At 39.2% G+C, this 21,637-nt stretch carries 28 protein-coding genes; 13 read left to right on the forward strand and 15 right to left on the reverse strand.

Translation table 11 applies throughout. From position 1 onward, the window contains the following. Positions 1-55: 55 nt before the first annotated feature. The 6 genes from JFU50_RS12340 to JFU50_RS12365 all read left to right on the forward strand — a co-directional run bounded on the left by JFU50_RS12340 (position 56) and on the right by JFU50_RS12365 (position 4,998). The gene (locus JFU50_RS12340; protein ID WP_201222737.1) at positions 56-805 is read left to right on the forward strand and encodes a GTP cyclohydrolase II; all 750 of its coding nucleotides are present in this window, start codon (positions 56-58) and stop codon (positions 803-805) included. Positions 806-818: 13 nt separating this feature from the next. Further along, complete coding sequence (ribD, locus tag JFU50_RS12345; RefSeq protein ID WP_056524761.1) at positions 819-1,913, forward strand: bifunctional diaminohydroxyphosphoribosylaminopyrimidine deaminase/5-amino-6-(5-phosphoribosylamino)uracil reductase RibD; 1,095 nt, start codon at positions 819-821, stop codon at positions 1,911-1,913. Between the two features lie 24 nt (positions 1,914-1,937). Then, entirely contained in the window at positions 1,938-3,032 is a 1,095-nt protein-coding gene (locus JFU50_RS12350) for an FAD-dependent monooxygenase (RefSeq protein ID WP_201222739.1), read from the forward strand. A gap of 16 nt (positions 3,033-3,048) precedes the next feature. Next, on the forward strand, positions 3,049-3,612 hold the full coding sequence (locus tag JFU50_RS12355) for a 5' nucleotidase, NT5C type (protein ID WP_201187181.1): 564 nt from the start codon (positions 3,049-3,051) through the stop codon (positions 3,610-3,612). A gap of 138 nt (positions 3,613-3,750) precedes the next feature. Continuing rightward, positions 3,751-4,149: a hotdog fold thioesterase gene (locus JFU50_RS12360; RefSeq protein ID WP_201187179.1), complete on the forward strand. Its 399-nt coding sequence runs from the start codon at positions 3,751-3,753 to the stop codon at positions 4,147-4,149. 129 nt (positions 4,150-4,278) lie between these two features. Continuing rightward, positions 4,279-4,998, forward strand: coding sequence for an MOSC domain-containing protein (locus tag JFU50_RS12365; protein WP_201187177.1), 720 nt, complete (start codon positions 4,279-4,281; stop codon positions 4,996-4,998). Positions 4,999-5,057: 59 nt separating this feature from the next. Here JFU50_RS12365 and mnhG read toward each other — a convergent pair whose 3' ends face one another. From mnhG to JFU50_RS31425, 10 genes are all read right to left on the reverse strand, one after another. Then, entirely contained in the window at positions 5,058-5,396 is a 339-nt protein-coding gene (gene mnhG / locus JFU50_RS12370; RefSeq protein WP_053348732.1) for a monovalent cation/H(+) antiporter subunit G, read from the reverse strand. Further along, entirely contained in the window at positions 5,380-5,616 is a 237-nt protein-coding gene (locus JFU50_RS12375; protein ID WP_376110396.1) for a Na(+)/H(+) antiporter subunit F1, read from the reverse strand. The genes mnhG and JFU50_RS12375 overlap by 17 nt, the downstream gene beginning before the upstream one ends. A 47-nt stretch (positions 5,617-5,663) precedes the next feature. Continuing rightward, positions 5,664-6,140 (reverse strand): Na+/H+ antiporter subunit E, encoded by a 477-nt coding sequence (locus JFU50_RS12380; RefSeq protein WP_053348734.1) that lies wholly within the window; start codon positions 6,138-6,140, stop codon positions 5,664-5,666. A gap of 6 nt (positions 6,141-6,146) precedes the next feature. Beyond that, positions 6,147-7,628 (reverse strand): Na+/H+ antiporter subunit D, encoded by a 1,482-nt coding sequence (locus JFU50_RS12385; RefSeq protein WP_201222741.1) that lies wholly within the window; start codon positions 7,626-7,628, stop codon positions 6,147-6,149. Further along, positions 7,621-7,962: a Na(+)/H(+) antiporter subunit C gene (locus JFU50_RS12390; protein WP_056525719.1), complete on the reverse strand. Its 342-nt coding sequence runs from the start codon at positions 7,960-7,962 to the stop codon at positions 7,621-7,623. Before JFU50_RS12390 ends, JFU50_RS12385 begins: the two co-directional genes overlap by 8 nt. After that, on the reverse strand, positions 7,962-8,384 hold the full coding sequence (locus JFU50_RS12395) for a Na(+)/H(+) antiporter subunit B (protein ID WP_201222743.1): 423 nt from the start codon (positions 8,382-8,384) through the stop codon (positions 7,962-7,964). Before JFU50_RS12395 ends, JFU50_RS12390 begins: the two co-directional genes overlap by 1 nt. Continuing rightward, entirely contained in the window at positions 8,381-10,786 is a 2,406-nt protein-coding gene (locus tag JFU50_RS12400; protein ID WP_201222744.1) for a Na+/H+ antiporter subunit A, read from the reverse strand. The genes JFU50_RS12395 and JFU50_RS12400 overlap by 4 nt, the downstream gene beginning before the upstream one ends. Positions 10,787-11,030: 244 nt before the next feature. Next, a complete protein-coding gene (locus JFU50_RS12405; RefSeq protein WP_242485363.1) occupies positions 11,031-11,288 on the reverse strand; it encodes a hypothetical protein in 258 nt (85 codons plus the stop codon). After that, positions 11,285-11,887 carry a transglycosylase domain-containing protein gene (locus JFU50_RS12410; RefSeq protein WP_201187169.1) on the reverse strand — a complete coding sequence of 201 codons (603 nt, stop codon included), beginning with the start codon at positions 11,885-11,887 and terminating at the stop codon, positions 11,285-11,287. The genes JFU50_RS12405 and JFU50_RS12410 overlap by 4 nt, the downstream gene beginning before the upstream one ends. A gap of 37 nt (positions 11,888-11,924) precedes the next feature. Continuing rightward, entirely contained in the window at positions 11,925-12,293 is a 369-nt protein-coding gene (locus JFU50_RS31425; protein ID WP_201222746.1) for a transglycosylase domain-containing protein, read from the reverse strand. Positions 12,294-12,577: 284 nt separating this feature from the next. Between JFU50_RS31425 and kapD the strand changes: the two genes are divergently transcribed. Then, positions 12,578-13,201 (forward strand): 3'-5' exonuclease KapD, encoded by a 624-nt coding sequence (gene kapD / locus JFU50_RS12420; RefSeq protein WP_098176233.1) that lies wholly within the window; start codon positions 12,578-12,580, stop codon positions 13,199-13,201. Between the two features lie 40 nt (positions 13,202-13,241). Here the strand turns inward: kapD and JFU50_RS12425 are convergent, their stop codons facing one another. Beyond that, a complete protein-coding gene (locus JFU50_RS12425) occupies positions 13,242-13,628 on the reverse strand; it encodes a kinase-associated lipoprotein B (RefSeq protein WP_053348743.1) in 387 nt (128 codons plus the stop codon). Between the two features lie 236 nt (positions 13,629-13,864). On the opposite strand from JFU50_RS12425, the gene JFU50_RS12430 reads away from it, so the two are divergent. Next, on the forward strand, positions 13,865-14,398 hold the full coding sequence (locus JFU50_RS12430; protein ID WP_053348878.1) for a peptidylprolyl isomerase: 534 nt from the start codon (positions 13,865-13,867) through the stop codon (positions 14,396-14,398). A gap of 235 nt (positions 14,399-14,633) precedes the next feature. On the opposite strand, the gene JFU50_RS12435 is transcribed toward JFU50_RS12430, so the two are convergent. Beyond that, on the reverse strand, positions 14,634-15,143 hold the full coding sequence (locus tag JFU50_RS12435) for a DUF2798 domain-containing protein (RefSeq protein ID WP_201222747.1): 510 nt from the start codon (positions 15,141-15,143) through the stop codon (positions 14,634-14,636). A 179-nt stretch (positions 15,144-15,322) separates the two neighbouring features. After that, the gene (locus JFU50_RS12440; RefSeq protein WP_201222748.1) at positions 15,323-15,883 is read right to left on the reverse strand and encodes a TetR/AcrR family transcriptional regulator; all 561 of its coding nucleotides are present in this window, start codon (positions 15,881-15,883) and stop codon (positions 15,323-15,325) included. Positions 15,884-16,294: 411 nt separating this feature from the next. Between JFU50_RS12440 and JFU50_RS12445 the strand changes: the two genes are divergently transcribed. The 4 genes from JFU50_RS12445 to JFU50_RS12460 all read left to right on the forward strand — a co-directional run bounded on the left by JFU50_RS12445 (position 16,295) and on the right by JFU50_RS12460 (position 18,937). Continuing rightward, complete coding sequence (locus JFU50_RS12445; RefSeq protein WP_053348746.1) at positions 16,295-16,519, forward strand: hypothetical protein; 225 nt, start codon at positions 16,295-16,297, stop codon at positions 16,517-16,519. Positions 16,520-16,729: 210 nt separating this feature from the next. After that, entirely contained in the window at positions 16,730-17,206 is a 477-nt protein-coding gene (locus JFU50_RS12450) for a GNAT family N-acetyltransferase (protein ID WP_056525694.1), read from the forward strand. Positions 17,207-17,249: 43 nt separating this feature from the next. Then, positions 17,250-17,864, forward strand: coding sequence for a PH domain-containing protein (locus tag JFU50_RS12455; RefSeq protein ID WP_053348748.1), 615 nt, complete (start codon positions 17,250-17,252; stop codon positions 17,862-17,864). A 317-nt stretch (positions 17,865-18,181) separates the two neighbouring features. Then, on the forward strand, positions 18,182-18,937 hold the full coding sequence (locus tag JFU50_RS12460; RefSeq protein WP_053348749.1) for a TraR/DksA C4-type zinc finger protein: 756 nt from the start codon (positions 18,182-18,184) through the stop codon (positions 18,935-18,937). Positions 18,938-18,985: 48 nt separating this feature from the next. Here JFU50_RS12460 and JFU50_RS12465 read toward each other — a convergent pair whose 3' ends face one another. Continuing rightward, complete coding sequence (locus JFU50_RS12465; protein ID WP_201222749.1) at positions 18,986-20,161, reverse strand: MalY/PatB family protein; 1,176 nt, start codon at positions 20,159-20,161, stop codon at positions 18,986-18,988. 103 nt (positions 20,162-20,264) lie between these two features. On the opposite strand from JFU50_RS12465, the gene JFU50_RS12470 reads away from it, so the two are divergent. Continuing rightward, entirely contained in the window at positions 20,265-20,525 is a 261-nt protein-coding gene (locus JFU50_RS12470) for a DUF1871 family protein (RefSeq protein WP_201187156.1), read from the forward strand. A 39-nt stretch (positions 20,526-20,564) separates the two neighbouring features. Here the strand turns inward: JFU50_RS12470 and JFU50_RS12475 are convergent, their stop codons facing one another. After that, on the reverse strand, positions 20,565-21,410 hold the full coding sequence (locus JFU50_RS12475) for an alpha/beta fold hydrolase (protein ID WP_201222751.1): 846 nt from the start codon (positions 21,408-21,410) through the stop codon (positions 20,565-20,567). Between the last annotated feature and the right edge of the window lie 227 nt (positions 21,411-21,637).

Consider the following 21,637-nt stretch of genomic DNA (forward strand, 5'->3'; position numbering starts at 1 on the left):
CTTACCTAAAGTAAGGGGCAGGCTCACTATAAATTATAAAATAGGTGATGTTATTATGAATATAACCAAGCAAACAAAAGACCTTTTAATAGATAAAATGAACATCATTAAAACTCCAGGGAAAGATGATCTATGCCTTGTGGGGCCGGTGAATCTTCCAGTTGAACAAGGGGATTTCTCTACTGTTTTTCAATGGTATACATGGCTCCAGTTAGATGGCACTGAGAACGAAAAGGAAACAGTACTTGAGTCGCTTTCAGAAGCCAACCTGGCTTTTGGTCAGCAATCTTCTGTATTGGTGTACGGTGATTTCCAGAAGTCGGAGGATGCACTAGTCCGTATGCATAGCATCTGTCACACAGGGGATATCTTTGGCAGTAAACGCTGTGATTGCGGATACCAGCTTCACCAATCAATGAAGATGATAGCCGAGCATGGTTGCGGCGCTATTTTTTACCTTGCAGACCATGAAGGAAGAGGGATAGGCTTGTTCTCGAAATCCTTGGCATATTTGCTTCAACAAGAAGGTTATGACACTGTTGAAGCGAATCAAGCTTTAGGATTTGAAGACGACACACGGTCGTATGAGGGTGCCATTCGGGTATTGAGAGAACTGCGTGAGAATCCAGTAACTTTGATTACGAATAACCCGAAAAAGTTGAACGCTCTTAAAAAGCATGGACTTGCGGCTAAAGACCATATCCCACTTTGGGGCGGTTTGACAGACGATAATAGTTTCTATCTGAATACAAAGGTTAAGAAATCCGGGCATATTCCGCAAAAGAAGCCTACTTTGATTGTGTAAGGAGAATGTGGCTATGAATAATGATCAATATTACATGAAATTGGCGCTTGATTTAGCGGCCAGTGCTAAAGGAAAGACGAATCCTAATCCAGTAGTTGGGGCAGTTATAGTTAAAGACGGTGTCATCGCTGGAACGGGGATCCATCGTAAAGCGGGTGAGCCGCATGCAGAGGTTCATGCGTTTAAAATGGCGGGGGATTATGCGAAAGATGCGACTCTTTACGTCACTCTTGAGCCATGTTCTCATTATGGAAAGACACCTCCGTGTGCTAATTTAGTAAAAGAATCAGGTGTACGTCGAGTTGTAGTGGCTACACAAGACCCAAACCCTGAAGTTGCAGGAAGAGGAATTTCAATTCTTCGGGATGCAGGAATTGAAGTGGAAGTCGGAGTTTTGGAAAAGGAAGCCCAAAGATTGAATGAGCGTTTTATTCACAATATGATAACAAATCGTCCATTTGTCATTTCCAAATATGCGATGACACTCGATGGCAAGCTTGCGACCCATACAGGCCATTCTAAGTGGATTACAGGAGAAGAGTCTCGCCATTCCGTTCATCTTCTTCGTGATGAAGTCGATGCTATTCTCATCGGTATTGGGACTGTATTGGCTGATAACCCATCCTTAACGACTCGGCTTCCAGAAGGCGGAGGGAAGAACCCGATACGAATTATTTTAGACAGTGAACTCCGTGTTCCATTAGATGCCAATGTTGTTCAGGTATCGGATGCTAAAACCGTGATTGTGACGCAGGAAAATGCATCTGTAGATAAAATTGCTGCCTTAAGTGAAAAGGGAATTGAATTCATTATTGTTCCAAAAACAGATGCGGGTTTGGATTTGAGAATTCTGATGGAAGAACTATATAAAAAAGGAATAACGGATGTCTTACTTGAGGGCGGAAGCGAAGTAAACGCCTCATTCCTAAGGGCAGGACTCATCGATAAGTACTTGATCTATGTCGCACCTAAACTATTAGGCGGGAGAAACTCGCTTACACCATTTAGCGGAATCAATGTAGATACAATGGATGAAGCAATGGATGTTTCCATCTCTAGTGTGGACATGTCTGGAGAGGATATCTGTATCATTGCTTATCCTAAATAAAAAATAGACAACAGGTGAAAAAGCATGGTGGTTAAATCAGATGTATGTATTGTCGGATCAGGACCAGGAGGAGCGCTATTAGGCTACCTATTGGCCAAACAAGGCATATCAGTCATCCTACTTGAGAGGCATTCAGAAGTAGCAAGAGAGTTTCGGGGTGAGTTTTTAAACGATGAAGGAGAAAGCATTCTTAAAAAGCACGGCTTATTCGAGGATGTGGAAGAGCTTGGCTTGCTTAGAATGGAGCAAATTGAATATTGGCAGGACGGCCAAGTATTTAAGCGGATTTTTCCCGAAGTTACTAAAGATAACCTTGGCATCCATGTCCCTCAGAATCACCTGCTTACTGCTATATTGAATGAAGCTGAAAAGCTCGATTCTTTTCAATTGATGATGAACACAAGGGTGACTGACTTAATTCAGAACGAAATGGGCCAATTTACCGGTGTGGAAGCTCGAAAAGAAGAAAACAACATTAGAGTGGAAAGCTCATTGATTATTGGGGCGGACGGCAGATTTTCAACTGTTAGAAAGAAAGCGAAAATTCCTGTGGTTATTAAAAACCATGGCTATGATTTGCTGTGGGCTAAGATTCCTGCTCCACAGGGATGGAAACCTTCCATCAAGATGGCTTTGGTCAATGATTCCCAGCTTGCTCTCTTCACTCAGGCAGGAGGTTTCATACAAATCGGGTGGAATATTGAACATGGTTCGTATCCTCATCTGCGAAAACAACCCTTTGAGCCATTTATTGAAAAATTGATATTAGCCTTCCCAGAGTTAAAGAGTGTGGTGCGAGAAAATATTCATTCCTGGCAGGATTTTATTTTATTGGATGTTCACAGTAGCTATTGTGAAACGTGGACAAAAGATGGGGTTGCTTTATTGGGCGATGCGGCCCATACGATGACACCTACAGGCGCATTTGGCCTTAATTGTGCAATGAAGGATGCAGATATATTAGCTGATCTTATTCAAGAATGCATCATGCAGCAGGATACCAGCTTTTTTGGTCTGAAAATGGCTGAGCCGAAAAGAAAAGCTGAGATTGAAAAATTACAGGCCGTTCAGGTGGACAAGGAAATTTCCTTCGCATCACAGTTTGCCGTTTATGTTTGAATGAGGAGTGAAGGATATGAAATTTGGTTTTGATATAGACGATACTCTTATTAATTTGAGGGAGTTTGCGTTCCATCTCTATAATAAAAAGCTTAATAAGAATGTAGAGTTAACGGAATTCAGGGCATTAAAAACGCTAGAGATCCATGAAGCTTTCGGGTTGGATAAAGAGGCAGGAGGAAAGATGTGGAACAGCCTTGCGGAAGAAGTCTATTATTCATCCTGTCCAGCCTTTGAGGGCGCAGTAGAGACGTTACAGGAGCTTGAAAGCGAAGGACATGAAATATACTACATTACCGCCAGAAAATCGGAGCATGGTGAACGGACGAAAAAATGGTTGATCGAAAACGGCTTTCCAGTTAAGGACGAACATTTTTACTGCGGTATGAAGGATCATGAAAAAATTGAAACGATTCGCGAATTGGAATTGGATTATTACTTTGATGATAAACCGGCAGTTTTGGAAACATTATTGGATATTCCAACGAAAGTATATGCTATGGACAACTCCTATAACAGAGAAATGGATATTCCAAGATTGACAAGTTGGTTGGAACTGAAAGAGATTCTTTCAAAGTAACGCACTATCAGTATAGGATGAAGGATGACTTGATTAAACTGAGTCATCCTTTTTATATATAATAATTTCCTGTTGTATTACTTAATGAAAAGGTAAAATTATCTAGATAGTAAAAAAACAAAATGTGGGGGTATAGAGATGGAGATTAATATCGAAAAGTCACTGATCGGTACGCTTGGAATTGAAATGAAAGAAATAAGTGATGGGAAAGTCGTTGCGACGATGCCAGTTGATGAACGAACAAGGCAGCCGCTTGGTTTATTGCATGGAGGAGCATCTGTAGCCCTTGCGGAAACAGTCGCAAGCGTTGGTGGAATACAGCTTGTTGATAGTACGAAACAAGCGGTAGTTGGTCTTGAAATCAATGCCAATCATGTAAGAGGCGTGCGTTCTGGTCATGTTATCGCAGAAGGGAACATAATCCATCGAGGGAAGTCAACAATGGTATGGGATGTGAAAATCAGGGATAACAAAGATCAACTTATCTGCATCTCACGCTGTACATTAGCTATAATTGATTTACCAAAAAGTGAGTAAAATGAATGAAGTTGATTTTAGAAATAACGCAGTGTTTTTGTAATTTAGTTCCTTTTCTTGATTCTACATTTCTTGGGTTAAGTATAGTAATGTTGTAGACCTTTATTGTTTAGAAAGGAGTTTTCTCTTATGCTGGTTGGTCATGTACAAGAGATAACCCGTCACCCGGTAAAATCGTTTACAGGGGAACAGGTACAAAAAACTAAGGTTATGGGATATGGATTATATGGAGATCGCAGCCATGCCTTTAAAGATAAGAATGGAAAGTTTTTAACGATTACTCAAGTTCCTGAAATGGTCCGTTATCAAGCCGTTTTTTCTGGAGAGGAAGCTCTGGACCATTATCCGGAAATTCAAGTGAAGACTCCTTCAGGAAACGTGTTAACCTGGGGAGATACAGCCTTTCAAGAAGAAATGGATCAGCTGTTAAAACAGGAGGCATCATTCGTTGAGTATTCACCGGCACATATTCCATTGGGAGCAATTGAAGAAGAGAGCATCTTACTTGTGAGCGACGCCTCGATTGCCAAATTGACAGAGCTTTGGGGAAAAGAAGTAGATGGCAGGAGATTTAGGCACAATTTGGTGCTGTCACTAATGAACAAAAAACCCTTTCTAGAAGAGAAGTGGTTCGGAAAGAGACTTCAAATCGGAGATCGTGTTGAATTGGAAATTAAAAGGCATTGTGAGCGCTGTATGATTATAACAGTCGATCCAACCGATTCAAAAAGAGATCCATCTCTTTTAAAAACAGTAGTCAAAGAAAGAAAAAATCATTTTGGCGTGTATGCCTCGGTAATTCGAACTGGTGAAATCAGTTTGGGAGATCAAGTATTTTTAAAGGATTAAGACATACAAAAGAGCTGCCCCTTTCAACAGGGCAGCTCTTTTGGTTTGGATATAACGAATCATCGGTTCTTCTTCAAATCATCCTGGACACTTTTATCCCACATTTTAACACCGGAATGGTAAGCGGAGCGGTTGATTAAATGTCCGGCTACGGGGCTTGTCATGAAGATAAAGAAAATTGCAAGCACGACACGGAAATCGAAGTGGCTATGCTTATAATAAAAATATAACAATGTGCCGATTAGGATGAACATGATTCCGAGTGTTGAACTTTTGGATGCAGCATGATTTCTTGTATAGACATCAGGCAGTCGAATGACACCGAAAGCTGAGACTAGAAAGAGAAATACCCCAATTAAAATGAATCCAGCTGATAGGATTTCAACGATTTCGATCATTTTCGATAATCTCCCCTTTCTCAAGGAATTTAGCGAAAGCGACCGTTCCGATAAATGATAGGATTCCGAGCAGCAGAATGGCTTCAAGATAAGCGCTTGTATCCATAACGATGGAGGCAAGCGCTACGATTGCAATAAGGTTTATACCCATCGCATCAAGTGCAACGACCCGGTCCGGCACGGATGGTCCTTTAATTAAACGATATAAAAAACCAATCATGGAAAGGGAGACACCGAGCAACGCGATTTTAAGTAAAAGATCAAACATTATTTGCTCACCTCCATAATCGCTTTTTCAAATGTATTTTTAATGCTGTCTACGGCTTCTTCTTTGTCGGCGATATCCATCGCATGAATATAAAGAATTCGATTATCTTCTGAAACTTCAACGACAAGTGTTCCGGGGGTCAGTGTAATTAAATTTGATAGTATCGTAATTTCCCAATCTTTTGTAAGCACGGTCTCGAATGCAAATATGCCAGGCCTCATATCCAGTTTGGGCTTAAGCACGACCTTAAGGACGCTAACGTTTGATAATATGAGCTCCCTGGCGAAAATCAGGGTTAATTGAATGACAGCTTTCACCCGATTCAGGTAAAAACGCTCAGTGAAAAAATGACGGAAGACAAACATGATACCGAGCCCTAATACATAGCCGATGATAAAGGTGCTCCCGTTAAATTCATTTTTTAAAAACATCCAGATAACCGCCAGGAACACATTCAGTAAAATTTGAAAGGACATCAGGCACTACTCCTTTAAAACCGCATCGATATAAATATCGGGATTCATTAATGTGTCAACAGCTTGTGAAATAAAAGGATAAATTGATTCTGTTCCAACTCCGTATAAAACGGAAAGGACAACAAGGAGAACAGCAGGAACAAGCATCTTATTAACCGTATTTTCAGCTAGGGTATAATCTGCTTTTGGAGTACCCCAGAAGCCATTTATGAAAATCTTCATCACTGAGTATAAAACCATTAAGCTTGATAATAAGACTGCAGCCATTCCAAAGTAGGCCTCTTTTTCTGCAGCTCCCTGAAGAATCAGCAGCTTGCCAGCGAATCCGCTGAAGGGAGGAATCCCTGCCAATGATATAGCTGCAATAAAAAAGGTCCAGGCAAGGGCAGGGTATTGCTTGATCAGTCCTCCCATATTCCGTAAATTATCTGATCCACTAATTTTAATCATGATACCAACCAACAGAAAGAGTGCTGCCTTAATCAGCATGTCATGAATGATGTAAAGAATGGAACCAGATAAGGCCTGCTCATTCATCAAGGAGATTCCGAAAATGATAACCCCAACTGCAATGATGATATTGTAAATGATAATTTTTTTAACATCCCAATAGGCGATCGCACCAATGACACCGATGATGATGGTTAAGATACCAAGTATCGCTAAAAAAGTATGGGTGAAATTTTGGTCATGATAAAACATCAGTGTATAGGTCCTGAAAATAGCGTAAATCCCGACCTTGGTCAGCAACGCTCCAAATAGAGCCATCACTGGGATAGGTGGGGCATAATAGGACCCAGGGAGCCATTGGAGTAACGGGAAAATAGCTCCCTTCAAACCGAATACGATTAAGAAACCAATGGCAATCACCGAGATGATCCCAGGCTGGTTAACCTCTGATATCCGCTGGCTGAGGTGTGCCATGTTCAAGGTGCCGAGAACTGAATACAGGTATGCGACCATGATGACGAAAAAGGCAGATGATAGTACATTGACGATAATATACTTCAATGATTCTCTCAGCTGGATTTTCGTTCCTCCAAGTACGAGAAGCACGTAAGAAGCCATCAGCATGACTTCAAAGAAGACGAATAAATTAAAGAGGTCTCCCGTGAGGAATGCTCCGTTAACACCAATCAGTAAAAATTGAAATACAGGATAATAATAGTGTGTTTCACGTTCTTTACCAATAGAGTAAAACGAGTAAATCAATATAGCTAATCCAATGATATTCGTGGTTAGAACTAGCAGCGAGGAAAGCATGTCAGCGACAATCACAATCCCAAATGGAGCATCCCAGCTACCGACACCGAGTGTCAAAATCCCTTGATTATTAACGGAAAGCACTAAATAAAGGGATATTACGATTCCAATAAGGGAGGAAAATAGAGAAATCCCTCGTTGGAGCTTGATTTTTTTTGCAAAGAAGATGAGGATAATGCCTGTAAAAAGCGGCCATAAAACAGGCATAAAAGTTAGATTATTCATTTGCTTCCGTACCTCTCATTTCTTCCATATCATCAGTTCCAAGCTCCTGATAGGTTCGGTAAGCAAGCACCAGTAAAAATGAGGTGACACCGAAACTGATGACAATCGCAGTTAAGATAAGTGCTTGCGGAAGCGGGTCAACATAGGATGCCACTTTATCGCTAAGCAATGGAACCGAGCCGCCTTTTAAACCGCCCATCGTCAAAATTAAAAGATGGGCACCGTGACTGAGCAAACCAGTTCCTATTATGATTCGTAAAATACTTTTTGAAAGCATTAAATAGGTCGCACTCATAAATAAAATTCCAATGACAATGGCCATTAAAAGTTCCATTATTCACTCTCCCCAATCGTTTGAATAATGGTCATCGTTACACCAACAACCACAAGATAAACACCTAAATCAAAAAGTACTGCCGTATGAAGCGAGATGTGCCCAAGAATAGGTAGGTCGATATATCGGTACACATGGGTCATGAGCGGAACCCCGAACACTAACCCACCAGCAACAGTCAGGCTTGAGATGAACAAGCCTGAACCAATCATTAATTTATAGTCAATCGGCAAGATCTTGGTGACGGTTTTAATGTCATAAGCGAGCAGAAGCAGGACAATTGCTGCTGAAGTCATCAAGCCGCCGACAAACCCGCCCCCTGGCGAATAATGGCCGCCTAAAAAGATTGCTACCGAAAAAAGTAAAATAACAAAGGCGGCTACCTTCGTCACCGTTTGAAGAATCAGGTCATTTTGTTTCATGATTTATCTTTCCTCCCTGTCAGCCGCAATTTAATCATCGCGAAGATTCCGAGCGCAGCGATAGAAAGAACACTAATTTCGAACATCGTATCAAGTCCGCGGAAGTCAACTAGAATGACATTTACTACGTTTTTCCCGCCTGCTTCCTTGTAAGCATTTTCAAGATAATAACTTGATATAGAATCAAATAGTTTGTTGCTGTGAGCTGATAAGGCAATCAATGTGACGATGGTACCTACACCAATAGAAATCAATGCGTTATTCAATCTGAAGGTCATCCGCTCTTCTTTTCTGCTTGCCAGTAACGGTAAGTGGAAGAAACAGAGCAAAAACAGAGCGACTGAAATCGTTTCGATGACTAGTTGAGTTAACGCTAAATCCGGTGCCCGGAATAAGACGAAAAATAGAGAAACCGTATAACCAACAGCTCCTAATAGGATAATGGATGTTAAACGGGATTTTGCAAACAGAATGGAAATTGAGCCAATCACGATAATCGCCGCTAAAACCAATTCATATAAACCAATCGGGGCAAAATTCCCTGTATCTAATTTAAATGCATCCTTCCAATAGAGGGCAAAGCCCAATGATAGAATAAAGAAAAGGAAAATCGATAATAAATAGGTCCGAATAGAGCCTGTCATCAGAAATTTCATGACAGAGGAAGCGGAGCGTTCGAGCACTTTTAGCCCATTATCATACAGAGTGTTCAAAGAAAAACGTTCAGGCAACCACTGATAAATCCTTTCCCATTTCGGAAACGTTTTATATAAAATTAACCCTATTACAATGATGCCAATCGTCATCCATAATTCTGGTGAGAATCCATGCCAGAAAGCGATATGAACTTGGAAATTCGAATCTACTAAGTTTGGCTGTATGCTGGCTACCGCCGGTTTTATAATTGACGAAGACAGCAGATTTGGAAAAATTCCAAAAACAATGACCAAGGTAGCAAGGATAATCGGAGAAATTAACATGCCGATTGGTGCCTCGTGCGGCCTCTTTTCTAATAGATGGAGCTGAAGCTTGCCAGTAAAGGGCTTGAGCACGACAATCATGCTGTAAATAAATGTGAACACGCTAGCAACCCAAGCAAGAACGGGGAACAATACTCCCCATGTCTCCATATTAAAAATATCTAGTTCTAATACATTCACCATACTGGCCAAGAACATTTCTTTACTTAAGAAACCATTGAAGGGTGGAAGGCCTGCCATTGAAAAAGCACCGATGACGGCCACGGTAAAGGTGATTGGCATCAGCTGCATCAATCCGCCGAGCTTCCGGATATCCCGGGTGCCAGTTTCGTGATCAATAATACCAGCAACCATGAATAGACTGCCTTTAAAAGTCGCATGATTGATTAAGTGGAAAACAGCTGCCACCGTGGCTGCCAAGTATATATTTTCACCCAATGTGTCATAGTGGAGTGCTGCTGCTCCAAGTCCCAATAGAGACATGATCAAGCCGAGCTGACTGATGGTGGAGAATGCCAGAATCCCCTTTAAATCGGTTTGCTTGACTGCAGAGAACGAACCCCAGAATAGGGTAATCAAGCCGGCAATCGAAACGCACCAGAACCAAACGCCAGATTCTGCGAAAACTGGGCTTAAACGGGCAACCAGATAAATTCCCGCTTTGACCATTGTGGCGGAATGAAGGTAAGCGCTGACCGGTGTCGGAGCTTCCATCGCATCAGGAAGCCAGATATGGAATGGAAACTGTGCGGATTTAGTGAAGGCACCAAGTAACACGAGCAAAAGTGCGGGAGTGAAGAGCGGGTGGTCCATCAACTCTCCGCTTTGTGAAATCAATTCACGTATGCTGAATGTGTTCCCCATAATGGAAAGGAGGATGATTCCTCCAAGCAGGCTTAAGCCCCCGAACACGGTGATAAGCAGGGATTTTTGTGCTCCATAACGTGAGCGCTCCCTTTCGTTCCAATATCCAATCAATAAAAAGGATGATAAACTCGTAAATTCCCAAAAGGAATAAAGGACGATTAAGTTATCAGAAAGTACAACACCAAGCATCGCACCCATGAAAAGCAAGAGGAAGACGTAAAACTGATTCAGCTTTTCTTTCACTTTTGATAAATAAAAAATCGAATACAAAATTACGAGTGAACCAATTCCTGTAATGAGCAGTGCAAATAAAAGTCCAAGTCCATCTAGATAGAAATCAACATGAATTCCGAGAGAAGGAATCCATGTAGCTCTTTCCGTAATTACTTCTCCTTGTTTGGTCAATGAAATGAACCGTGAAAAATAGGTGAAAAGTATAACAGGTAAAATTAATACAAACCATCCTGTATGTATTTGTCGAAATAGTTTGTATAAGAACGGTACTATAATTGCTAATAGAAACGGTGATAATACAGCCCAATGAAGCAAAGACATAAACTCCCCCCCTTTTAAACGAAGTTATTCGTCTTATTATGCATTTTTTCACGCAATCCTAGACGTTAGGATATCTTCGTTGAATGTGTTTTTTATTAATAAATGTTTGTCTTGCTTAAAAGTATAACGTAATTTTTCAGGGTTTGCATGGCTTTAGGAGCAGGGGTGGCATGCCGAAATAAAGATTTATATATAGGTAGAAAAGGAGAGAAAATCGACCTAAAAAATTTATTTATAAGTGATTTTAATGGAATAATAAATGCCATCCATTGTCGAATTGAATAATATCTTGCATAATCCCGTAGTTGTCACCGCTGTAATTTTTCGGACAATAGCTATTGCTGCAATAGCTGGCCCCGCTTACAAGTTGAGTAATATCCGCATTTGTTTCTTCGATATAGGGTGCATAATCAAGAAGTGGTTTAATGGCTGATCCTGGCTGCCTATAGCTTTGGTAAGCTCGATTGAAAGAATTTTTTTTATAATCTTTTCCCCCAATCAAAGAGACAAGCTCGTGCGTATGATGCTGTATAACCACTGTAGCTCCCTCGATATCATTGACGCCGATTTTGATTGCACAGCAGTCTTAGACTGGGTTTGCAGCTTAGTATCTAGTGCGGTATGGATGGTTACACCGGAATTCAAAAGCTTTTCGACCCTTTTATTCAGCTCGACTTCCGCCTGCTGACGTGTAGCTTCATTAGAACTTTGCAAAGACTTTGTGAGACCTTCAGAGGATGCTTCCAGGTTTTTCAACTCTTGATGAACATATGTCACATAATCGGGATATAAGTCGATCGTGGTGGACAAGTCTAATTTAATTGTTTCTTTGACAAGCTTTTCATACTCGTTCTGTTTTAATTTACCTTCTGCGACCATTTGCTTTAGAATCCGTTCCTGACGCTTTTTCGTTTTATCAAAATGTTTAAGAGGGTTATAGATTTCGGGATTATTAGGAATCGCTGCTAGGAATGACAATTCTGCTTTTGATAACTCCGCATTTGGTTTACTGAAATAAAACTGGGAAGCAGCTTCAATTCCGTAATCTTCATTATGGAAATAAATAGCGTTCATATATAACTCAATGATTTCTGATTTCAATATTTTTCGTTCTAACTGATAGGCATAAAAGAGTTCACTAAGCTTCTAAATCATTGTTTTGTGAATTGACTAAAAGCGCCCTGCTGATACCGGTTATATCAACACCTGCATGTTCATAAAAATTTTGATCTTCTGTAACAATGAACAAGTCTTCTAGGAACAAAGGTATATCTTCAAGTTTCAGGTAAGTTCGTTTTTCACCATTGGAAATTTCACTTATTACTTTTCCATTTGCGGCCGTCATATAACTTGTCCGAGCCAGTTCGATAGTTTCAATGGGAATTCTCTCGTCGAGAACTTGATTGGGAGATTGGGTTTTAGACCACTCTTTATAGGAAAGAAAAATAAGAATGGATAAAACAGGAAACAAGAAGAAAATCGTGATATAAGCAAGATACGTGCGCATAGTTCAACTTCCTAACTAATATATTTTTAGTATATTTATGGAAAAGTATAGGGAATAAAGAATGGTACTTTCGATTTATGAATCCATCACAATCCAATTAAGGAAGACAATAAAGAGTTTTAAAAGAAATTGGGAATCGTCAGTCGCAATGACACTGAATATCTAGGGTAGTAAAATCCAATAAAAATTTTTCTAAATCTTCTGTTATAATATTCTCATGAGAATATTGAAAACCAAATTTTGGTTGATATGAAGATGTCAGGAATAAGAAGGGGGTCATAAAAATGGAGGAACAACAGCAATATATATTCATTGATTTTGAATTTACGATGCCTGAAGGAAAAGCGAATCCAGTAGGGTTTTATCCGGAAATTATTGAGGTCGGTTTAGTCTCAGTTATAAATGAGACAATCCAAGAACAGTTCTCTTCCTTTGTTAACCCGTTGAAATTTCCAGTCTTAACGGGAAGATGTAAGAAATTCTTGAATATCACCCAAAATCAGGTGGACCGGGGGATTTCATTTGAAGAGTTGGTTTCTTTATTGAAGAAAATAGATGAGCAAGCTCCATCGACAATTGTGACTTGGGGAAATATGGACATGAAGGTACTGCGGCAGAACTGTCAGAAATCAGGATTAAAGTTTCCTTTTTCTGGTAAACAAGTGGATCTTTGTTTGGAATACAAACGCTTTTTCGGAGATCAAAATCAAACCGGATTATGGAAGGCTGTACAGGCCTATGGTAAAGAAGGGACAGGCAAGCACCACAGAGCCCTTGATGATGCGATTACGACCTATAACATCTTTAAGTTAGTCGAGAAAGATAAGAGTTATATGCAAAATCATGAACCGACGACAATTGGCGATCGCATTGATTTATCGAAGGTATTGAATCATTTAGCGTTATAAAAGCCAAATCAATTACTACTGATTTGGCTTTTATCATGCTTTATTTGAAATAATCCGCTGCTAACTCTTCAAGCAACTGTAAGCTTTTATTATTCCATTCTGTGTGGACTTCGCTTAAAGTTCGTGCCATATTCTCAACAGCTTCTCTTAATGATTCCTTATACTCAGGAATTTCCTCTTCAAAGACCCTGACCATATTCTTCGGTACATTGGTTCTCTCGCGGAATGCAAGTGCACGACGTTGATGAAACATGGAAACTTCTGTTTGCTTCGGGTTATGAAGATCTCCCTGCATAGGATGCTTCACAACTGCCAACACTTTTACAAGATATGAAGTAGGCCTGATATCATTGATTTCGCCGATGTATTTCCCTGTTTTATATATGGCAGTAACCTTGTCGCCAATGTTAAATTCCTGTTCGGACATTTTTCATCCACCTTTCTTTTAGCTTCCTTCATGATACATAAGAACAACGATTTTTCACAGCGAATTTGTTTAATTTTCGCAAAGATGCTTTTTTTACAAAAATCGTGTAAAGTGTACAAATGAAGGTTGAAAATGGAGATGTAAGCCATTTTATTTAAAAAAGAAAGAGGTTATGAACTGTGACAAACTTTCCACAATTAACAAACGAAGTATTGGAAAATGAAAAAGCGGTCATTATGCAAACAACGCAAGGCGATATTAAAATTAAACTGTTTCCCGAACTGGCTCCAAAAACAGTAGAAAACTTCTTAACACATGCTGAAAACGGTTACTATGAAGGGATTATATTCCATCGTGTCATCAAAGATTTCATGCTTCAAGGCGGAGATCCTACAGGAACTGGAATGGGTGGTGAAAGTATTTGGGGCGCTCCATTTGAAGACGAGTTCTCTATGCAATTATTCAATCTGCGAGGAGCTCTTTCCATGGCGAATGCAGGACCAGGAACAAATGGCAGCCAATTCTTCGTTGTTCAAGCACAGCACGTAGACAGCAGAATGGGTGAACAAATGAAGCAAGCCGGTTATCCGGAAGAAATCATTAACGCTTATATGGAACAAGGCGGCACACCATGGCTTGACCATAAACACTCTGTCTTTGGACAAGTTATCGAAGGCATGGATGTTGTTGATACGATTGCTAACGTAGAGACAGTTGCCGGAGACAAACCAGCTGTTGACGTAGTCATTAAGGGTATTACCATTTTATAATCGTCAAAATGAAACGAGGGGCTTGATGCCTCTCGTTTTTACTAGCGTTCCAATCTTAGCGTTGGCCACACCTGCATAATTATAAAAATAATTTCAATGGCTGGAGCTAAAAAAGCTGCTGCAAATCCTATTTTCACTCCAAAGATAGCTGATGCGGTCGAAATAATTGTTTCTACCTGAATACAAATCCATTCCTATGATAGCTCATTAAATTAATTTCTTTCGTTAAACAATGTTATTTTGTCATCATCGATGCATAATTTTTTTTATCTTGATAAGCATGTAATTTTACCATCGCAAATCTTGCAATTGGTTGAATCACTAAACTCTCAGCTATAAGTACGATCAAGAAATTTCTTGGCCAATTCGTTAAAAATCTACTAAATATTTCTGAACTAATACCGTTTCCTACGATATCCCCAATAAGCGTCATACACGCTGACATTCCCAATACAGTGAATAAGATCCTAAATAAAATCTTTGCATTAAAGCTATCTGCTGGTTCTGTAAATTTCCCAACTAATTTTTCTGCAATAGGACCTACGATTACCGGTTCCATAATCATCGCAATAATCCACATAATCGGTAACGTTTTAAGTATCAGTAATACAACATTCCCATCTAATTTTTCTGAAATTAGAATGATACTTAGCGTCGTCATCAACAAAACAGTCAGCGTACAAATGATACCGCCATATAACGCTCCTTCTTTACCGTTTCTAGGTAATCTTGTTTCTAGTTTCATGTTTTTCTTCCTTTCAAAAAAAGTATTTCAGATAGTATCAATACATGATTTAGTGCTTTAAAAGCATTTGCATCACAAATGCTAAGGCAATATTTAATACGGATTCACTAAAAAGTCCAACAAGTCAGTTACTAAAAGAGAGCCATAATAGACCCTGTTTAGTTTTGTTTATTCACTTATTAATACGAATTTAATAAATTTGGTAATACCTGTGAAATCATTTTTAGTGGATCACTTGTTTTTTTTGTTAAACAAAGCATAATAGCACCCTCAATAGAAGCTGTCATCATTAGAGAAATTGAATCAGTTGTTTCTTTCGAAAAACCATCTGCTACTAACTTGTTCGAATAAATCTCTTGAATATTTGTGAAAGATTGATCACAGGCATTCCTGACTGATTCACTTAGTAATCCCATTTCGCTAACGATGCTGCTAAATGTATAACCAGTAATCATCCCATCTCGATCATATTGAACGATCAATTCCTCAATCATCGCTTGTGTAGCTGCTTGAGTAGATGGATAATTTTGAAAAATTTCTTCCATATGCGTTGTAATTGCTTCATTTAATGAATGAAGACAAGCGATGAGTAATTCTTCTTTTCCGTTTGGAAAGTGATGATAAAGCGAACCTTTTGAAATGTTACATGCTTTTAAAATTTCGTTTAATCCTACTCCCAAATATCCTTTTTGCTGGAAAAGACTTGTCGCGATGTCGATTATCCGCGATTTCGTATCCATAATAAACACCCTCCATACCAACCGGTCTATTTTTAAATATATCAAAATAACATTTTATAAGTCAAGGCATTTTTAACTCTCTAACAGTAATGGTTTTCACGATTTATACACAAATATTAGTAAACTTTTTCCTTCTACCCTTCCTCAAACCACGTCAAAATATCCTTCTATTTCACCTTACTTAATGGATTTTGTCGACATGATCGCTAACGTTGAGACAGTGGCTGGAGATACACCAGCTGTAGACGTATTCATCAAGGGTATTACCCTTTAATAATCGTCAAAGGTAAGCGAGGGGTTTGATACCTCTCGTTTTATAAAGTTTTAGTGGATTTGGCCCACTAGTGGATTGTTCTGGTAATTGTTATAATGAGATAAAGAAGTTATTTTCTATCAGGAAGGATGTATCGGATGGACTTTCTTAATCATACTTTATTAGGTTTGTTTCTTTACTTTCCAGAAGACAAGACTGAATATATCTCGGCAGGTATAACATGTTTCATCTTTTTAATTGCAGCTGTTTTTACGATGCGAGCCATCATAAAATATTCAAAAAAAGAAGAAATGAAAACAAAACAATTTGAAGATGAAGTCACTAAAAGAAATCAACGTATAAAGGATGATTCTCTTTCTTAAACTAAAAAAGCTGCGAGCTCATTCATGAGAGATTGCAGTTTTTTATTATATTCTATTGGTAATTTGAACATTAATTATCCTGTTATGAATGGGATTCGATTTTGATAATAGGTCGTAAAGTCCCTGTATACATAATAAACTGTTCCTTTATCAGCATAAGCATTTTATACTATAAGGATATAGATAGAATTTTTGGGGGCGTAAATTGTTATGCAAATCGTAGCTAAAAGAATGATTGCGGCAGATACGGTTAAGAGTTTTTTCATGCAGCATTGGGAAACGACTCAAGTCGTTTTTTCTAGAGGCTTGTTTCATTATGCAGAACTTGAGGGATTTGGGGTGATGGATGAGAATGAAAAAATCACTGGATTAGGGACATACAAGATGGCCAATCAGGTATGTCAGATCATTTCTTTGAATAGTGAGCATGAGAAGCAAGGTGTGGGCTCATCGTTGCTTTATGTGATAGAAAATATTGCAAAGGAAAAAAATTGCCATACTATTAAAGCGATTACAACCAATGATAATTTACAGGCATTGAAGTTTTTCCAAAAGCGTGGCTATGTCATTTCAGAAATTGTGAAAAATGCAGTCGAAGAATCAAGAAAAATCAAGCCTGAAATCCCATTTTACAGCTTTGATGGAATTCCGGTACGAGATGAGATAATACTAGAGAAATATTTATAATATGGTAGAATTTAACTGAGTATAAATAGAGGAGGAATGGAATTTGTTTAAGAAAATTGCGGCTGATGCACTTGGTCTCAGTGATATTGGAAGTGTGATTAAGCCTGCCGACTATGACAAGGTGGATGCAGATGATTACATCATGCACGAAGATGAGGAAAAAATTTATTTCCTGATTAAATCGAAAACCGATGAATACTGTTTTACGAATCAGGCGTTTATCCATTTGGATGGTACAAGTGCCATTAGTAAAAAGCGTACACTTACAAGGTATAGCTATAGCCAGCATAATATTTCCAACGTGACCCTTGAAACGGCAGGCACCGTGGATTTGGATGCAGAAATTAAATTTTCGATTGGGGCAAAAACTTTTTCCATTGATGTTCATAAAAAATTCATCGAAGAATTAAAGGACTTGTTCAAATCACTTGTTAAAATATCGGAAATTTGTCATGAAAATGAGTATGCCCTTCAATATGCCCAGCAAAGTGTAAACCTTGCTTCTTCCACTTTGAACCAGGTTCGGACTGAAGGAAGTCAAATGGCCGCGAGTTTTAAGGATATTAATTCCGCTGCTTTTGAATGGTTGATGGACAGCCGGAAAAAGTATCATATTAAAGATTTCGGTTATGTTTTTGAAAAATATATCAATAATTAAAAAAGAGGCGAACACAGAATGATGTGTCCGCCTTATTTTATTTAAGTCGCATCTAATAATCCCCCGTGATCCCCTACTTACACGAAAGTTTACGCTTTGATACGAATATTGCATCATCATCTGCATCTTACCGAATTGTCTGGAACGATTATGTTAATTAATCCTCTTTGGAAAAACACACGAAAAGCCCATCTTTTTGAATTTTATTAGTTTTTGTTCTCTCTTCCGATTTATTCTTGAGGTAAAAAGTACCTTTATGGAATGAAGTAAAGATAGAAATACTAGAGAGAAGAAACGATTATGAAAGGATGTTGCACATGCTATCTAATCAGCAAATAAAAAGCTTTCAACAGCAATTGCAGCACACAAAGCAGGAGTTGGAAAAGCAATTAAATGACTCGGGTGACTTTGGTTTAAGAAGAAGTCAAGATGATTCGACTGGTGAGTTATCGAGCTATGATAATCATCCTGGTGATCAAGGAACAGAATTATATGAGCGTGAAAAAGATTTGGCGCTGGGTGAGCATGTCCGAGATGAAATTAGGGATATTAATCGAGCCCTTCAAGCAATTGATGCAGGAGAGTATGGGAAATGTGAAGTTTGTTCAAAAGAAATTCCTCTTGACCGTTTGAGCATTATCCCGACGACTACCTTTTGTGTTGAACATTCGCCATCTCAAGAAACTTCTGACAATCGGCCGGTAGAAGAGGAAGTGTTGGGACCTCCATTTGGAAGGTTTGATTATGATGGGCGGGACGAATCGGTTGCATTCGATGCGGAGGATTCATGGCAGGAAGTTGCTAGCTATGGAACATCTGAAACGCCTTCTGATTTTGCTTATCCTCCTAACGATTATGAAGATATGTATGTCGAGTCTGAAGAAAATATTGGGTATGTTGAAGATTATGAAAATTTTGTTGGCGTGGATATATACGGTAAGGAGATAACGGTCTATCCTAACTCCCAGTATCAAGAATTGAAGGAAACACTTATTGAAGAAAATATACAAACATCGATTGGGGATCTGCCTCGTTATGAGCATGATCCATATGTAGAAGAAGAGAAGGACTAATAGAAAAAAGCAAAGAACCAGGCTTCAAACCTGGTTCTTTGTTATTTCTTATGAAAAAGCCACTTTTAATCGATTAAGCCCATCCAACAGCACACTGCGTGAACAACCAATATTCATCCGGACGAAACCTTCTCCGCCTGGGCCATATTTTGAACCAGGCTCTAATGCGAGCTTCCCTTGATGGATCAGTCGTTCCTTAATTTCCTTGTCGTTCAATCCTAGATCACGGCAGTCAATCCATAAAAGGTAAGAGGCATCCGGATGCATGACGTGCAGTGCAGGAATTTCAGCAGCAATGAATTCCTCTGCCACTTTTATATTCTCCTCGATGTAAGCAATCATGTCTTTCAGCCAGGGTAAGCCCTCTCGATACGCGGCTTCCATAGCTGTTAAAGCTAGGATGTTCAGTCCATGAAAGGCCAGTTTCGTTTGAGCCTTTTGCAATTGCTTCTGCAGTTTTTCATTACTGGTGATCAGGAATGAAGCCTGAATGCCGGCTATATTGAATGTTTTACTTGGTGCCATTAACGTAACTGTTATATCCGATAATTGTTCTGAAAGTGAGGCGATGGGATAATGTCTGGATGTTGAATGGAATAAGTCAGCGTGAATCTCATCACTGACTATGATTACATCATATTTTACACAGAGCTCGCCAATCCGCAGGAGTTCGTCTTTTGTCCAAACGCGTCCGCCGGGATTATGTGGACTGCAAAACAGGAATAGTTTCACTCCACTTTTCAGCTTGTCTTCAAAATCCGTAAAATCAATCTTAAAGCGATCGTCTTCTATGATAAGCGGACTGTTGACCACTTCCCGGTCATTATTTTTGACCATATCAAAAAATGGTGTATAGACCGGTGATTGTACCAATATTTTATCACCCGGGTTCGTGAATGCTTGGATCGTTGTACCGATGGCTGAAACGACGCCAGAGCTAAATGAGATCCATTCCTTTGTGATGGGCCAGGAGTGCTGGTCTCTAAGCCAGCTTTGAATTTCGGTGAAAACCGTTTCGGAAGGGACGGTATAACCGAAAATCGGATGATTCAGGCGTTCAATTAACGCTTTTTGAATGCCCTCAGGAGAAGGGAAATCCATATCGGCAACCCACATTGGCAGTACATCTTCTCTTCCATACAATGATTTAAGCGAGTTTTTATCCCATTTTACTGATCCGGTATTTTCCCTGTTAATGTGTTCTTCAAAAATTGACTCTTTCAAAATATCCACCACCGATTTAAAAATTTGTCGTCTTCGCGAAAAGCGTGTTGTTATGATACTATGATATCATGTTCTCTGAATATATTGAGCAGGTGATGATTATATGGATACACAGCAAATGAATTTAGCGTTGGTTGCTATTTTGCAAGAATGGGACCCTTTTCAGATTGGCGGGGAACTATATGAGCCCGAAATTGCGGATACAGTTGTTGCAATCCGAGATATAGATAACCCACAGGAACTGGCGATAAAAATAAAATCTATCTATGAGTTCGCATTTGATGCGCCCGTTATGATGGAAAAATGTCTGGATGTTGCAAAGAAGCTGCTAATCATAAAGAATGATGCCAGCTGCTCGATCTAAAGACTGTGAAGGATGACCCGAAATAAGGGTCATCCTCTTTTATGTTTGGATAGTCGGTGTCCTTAAAAATTCCTTAATTAAGTGATACACTTCTTCGGGATTCTCCTCTGGAAGCAGATGTCCTGAATTTTCTAAGACGGCAAGTTTTGAATTAGGAAGGTCTTTATGTAACCTTTCACCAATCTTCAGGGGTACTACTTTATCATGCCGACCCCAAACAAGCAGACAAGGCGTTTGAATCGAATATAGGTCCTCCTCTAATAAATCGACTTCCTTATCGCGTAGCATCCTTCCTAGCGCACGAAATATATCATGCTTCTTAATGAATGGTTCTAGATAGCCTTGCCGCATTTCATCATCAATCATGGCTTGATTATGAACAACGTTTTTCAAGTTCTTTTCTATCCCCGACTTTTGTAGATACCGTTTTATTCCGAACGAAAAGAAAGGCAGATAGCTAATCATCTTCATTTTTTCTGAATAGCTAGGCTGATAGCCTGAACCGGCAAGGAGAATGGCATGTTCGACCAGGTCCGGATGTGATTTAATGAGTTGCAAGGAAACCTGGCCACCCATAGAGTGCCCGATGATACTAAATTTCCTGATGTTTTTGCCTTCTAAAAACTGGACAACGGATTTGGCGATATTCTGGAAAGAATATGTATATCGATAAGCTTTCCCGCTTTGACCGAATGGAGGAAGATCTATCGAGATTACATTGAAATCTTGGATTAAATAAGGTACTAATTTACGGAAGCTGAAGCTGGATGATAAAAACCCATGCAGTAATACAAGGGTCGGAAAGGAATCATTAATTTGATCATATTCAAAATAGATATCAATATTTCCCACCTGTTCGATGCCTTTAATTGTGTGACCTTCCATATAAAGCTCCTTCTCTATTATTATTTCTCATCTAAATAAAAAGAGATATTGTCTCAATCACAGATTTTCCCTGAAAATCCAAAAATTCTGTCCTTTAACGCTGTTGCATAACAGTAATTGTAATAATAACCATGAAAAAAGACAATTACTATAACAGGTTTTCAATCAATTTTGATATAATAGTGTAAGTTTATCCTGACAGAATAGGACTTATTAATTTATATTGT

The sequence above is a fragment of the Peribacillus sp. TH14 genome (assembly GCF_016651145.1).
Lineage (GTDB): Bacteria > Bacillota > Bacilli > Bacillales > DSM-1321 > Peribacillus > Peribacillus butanolivorans.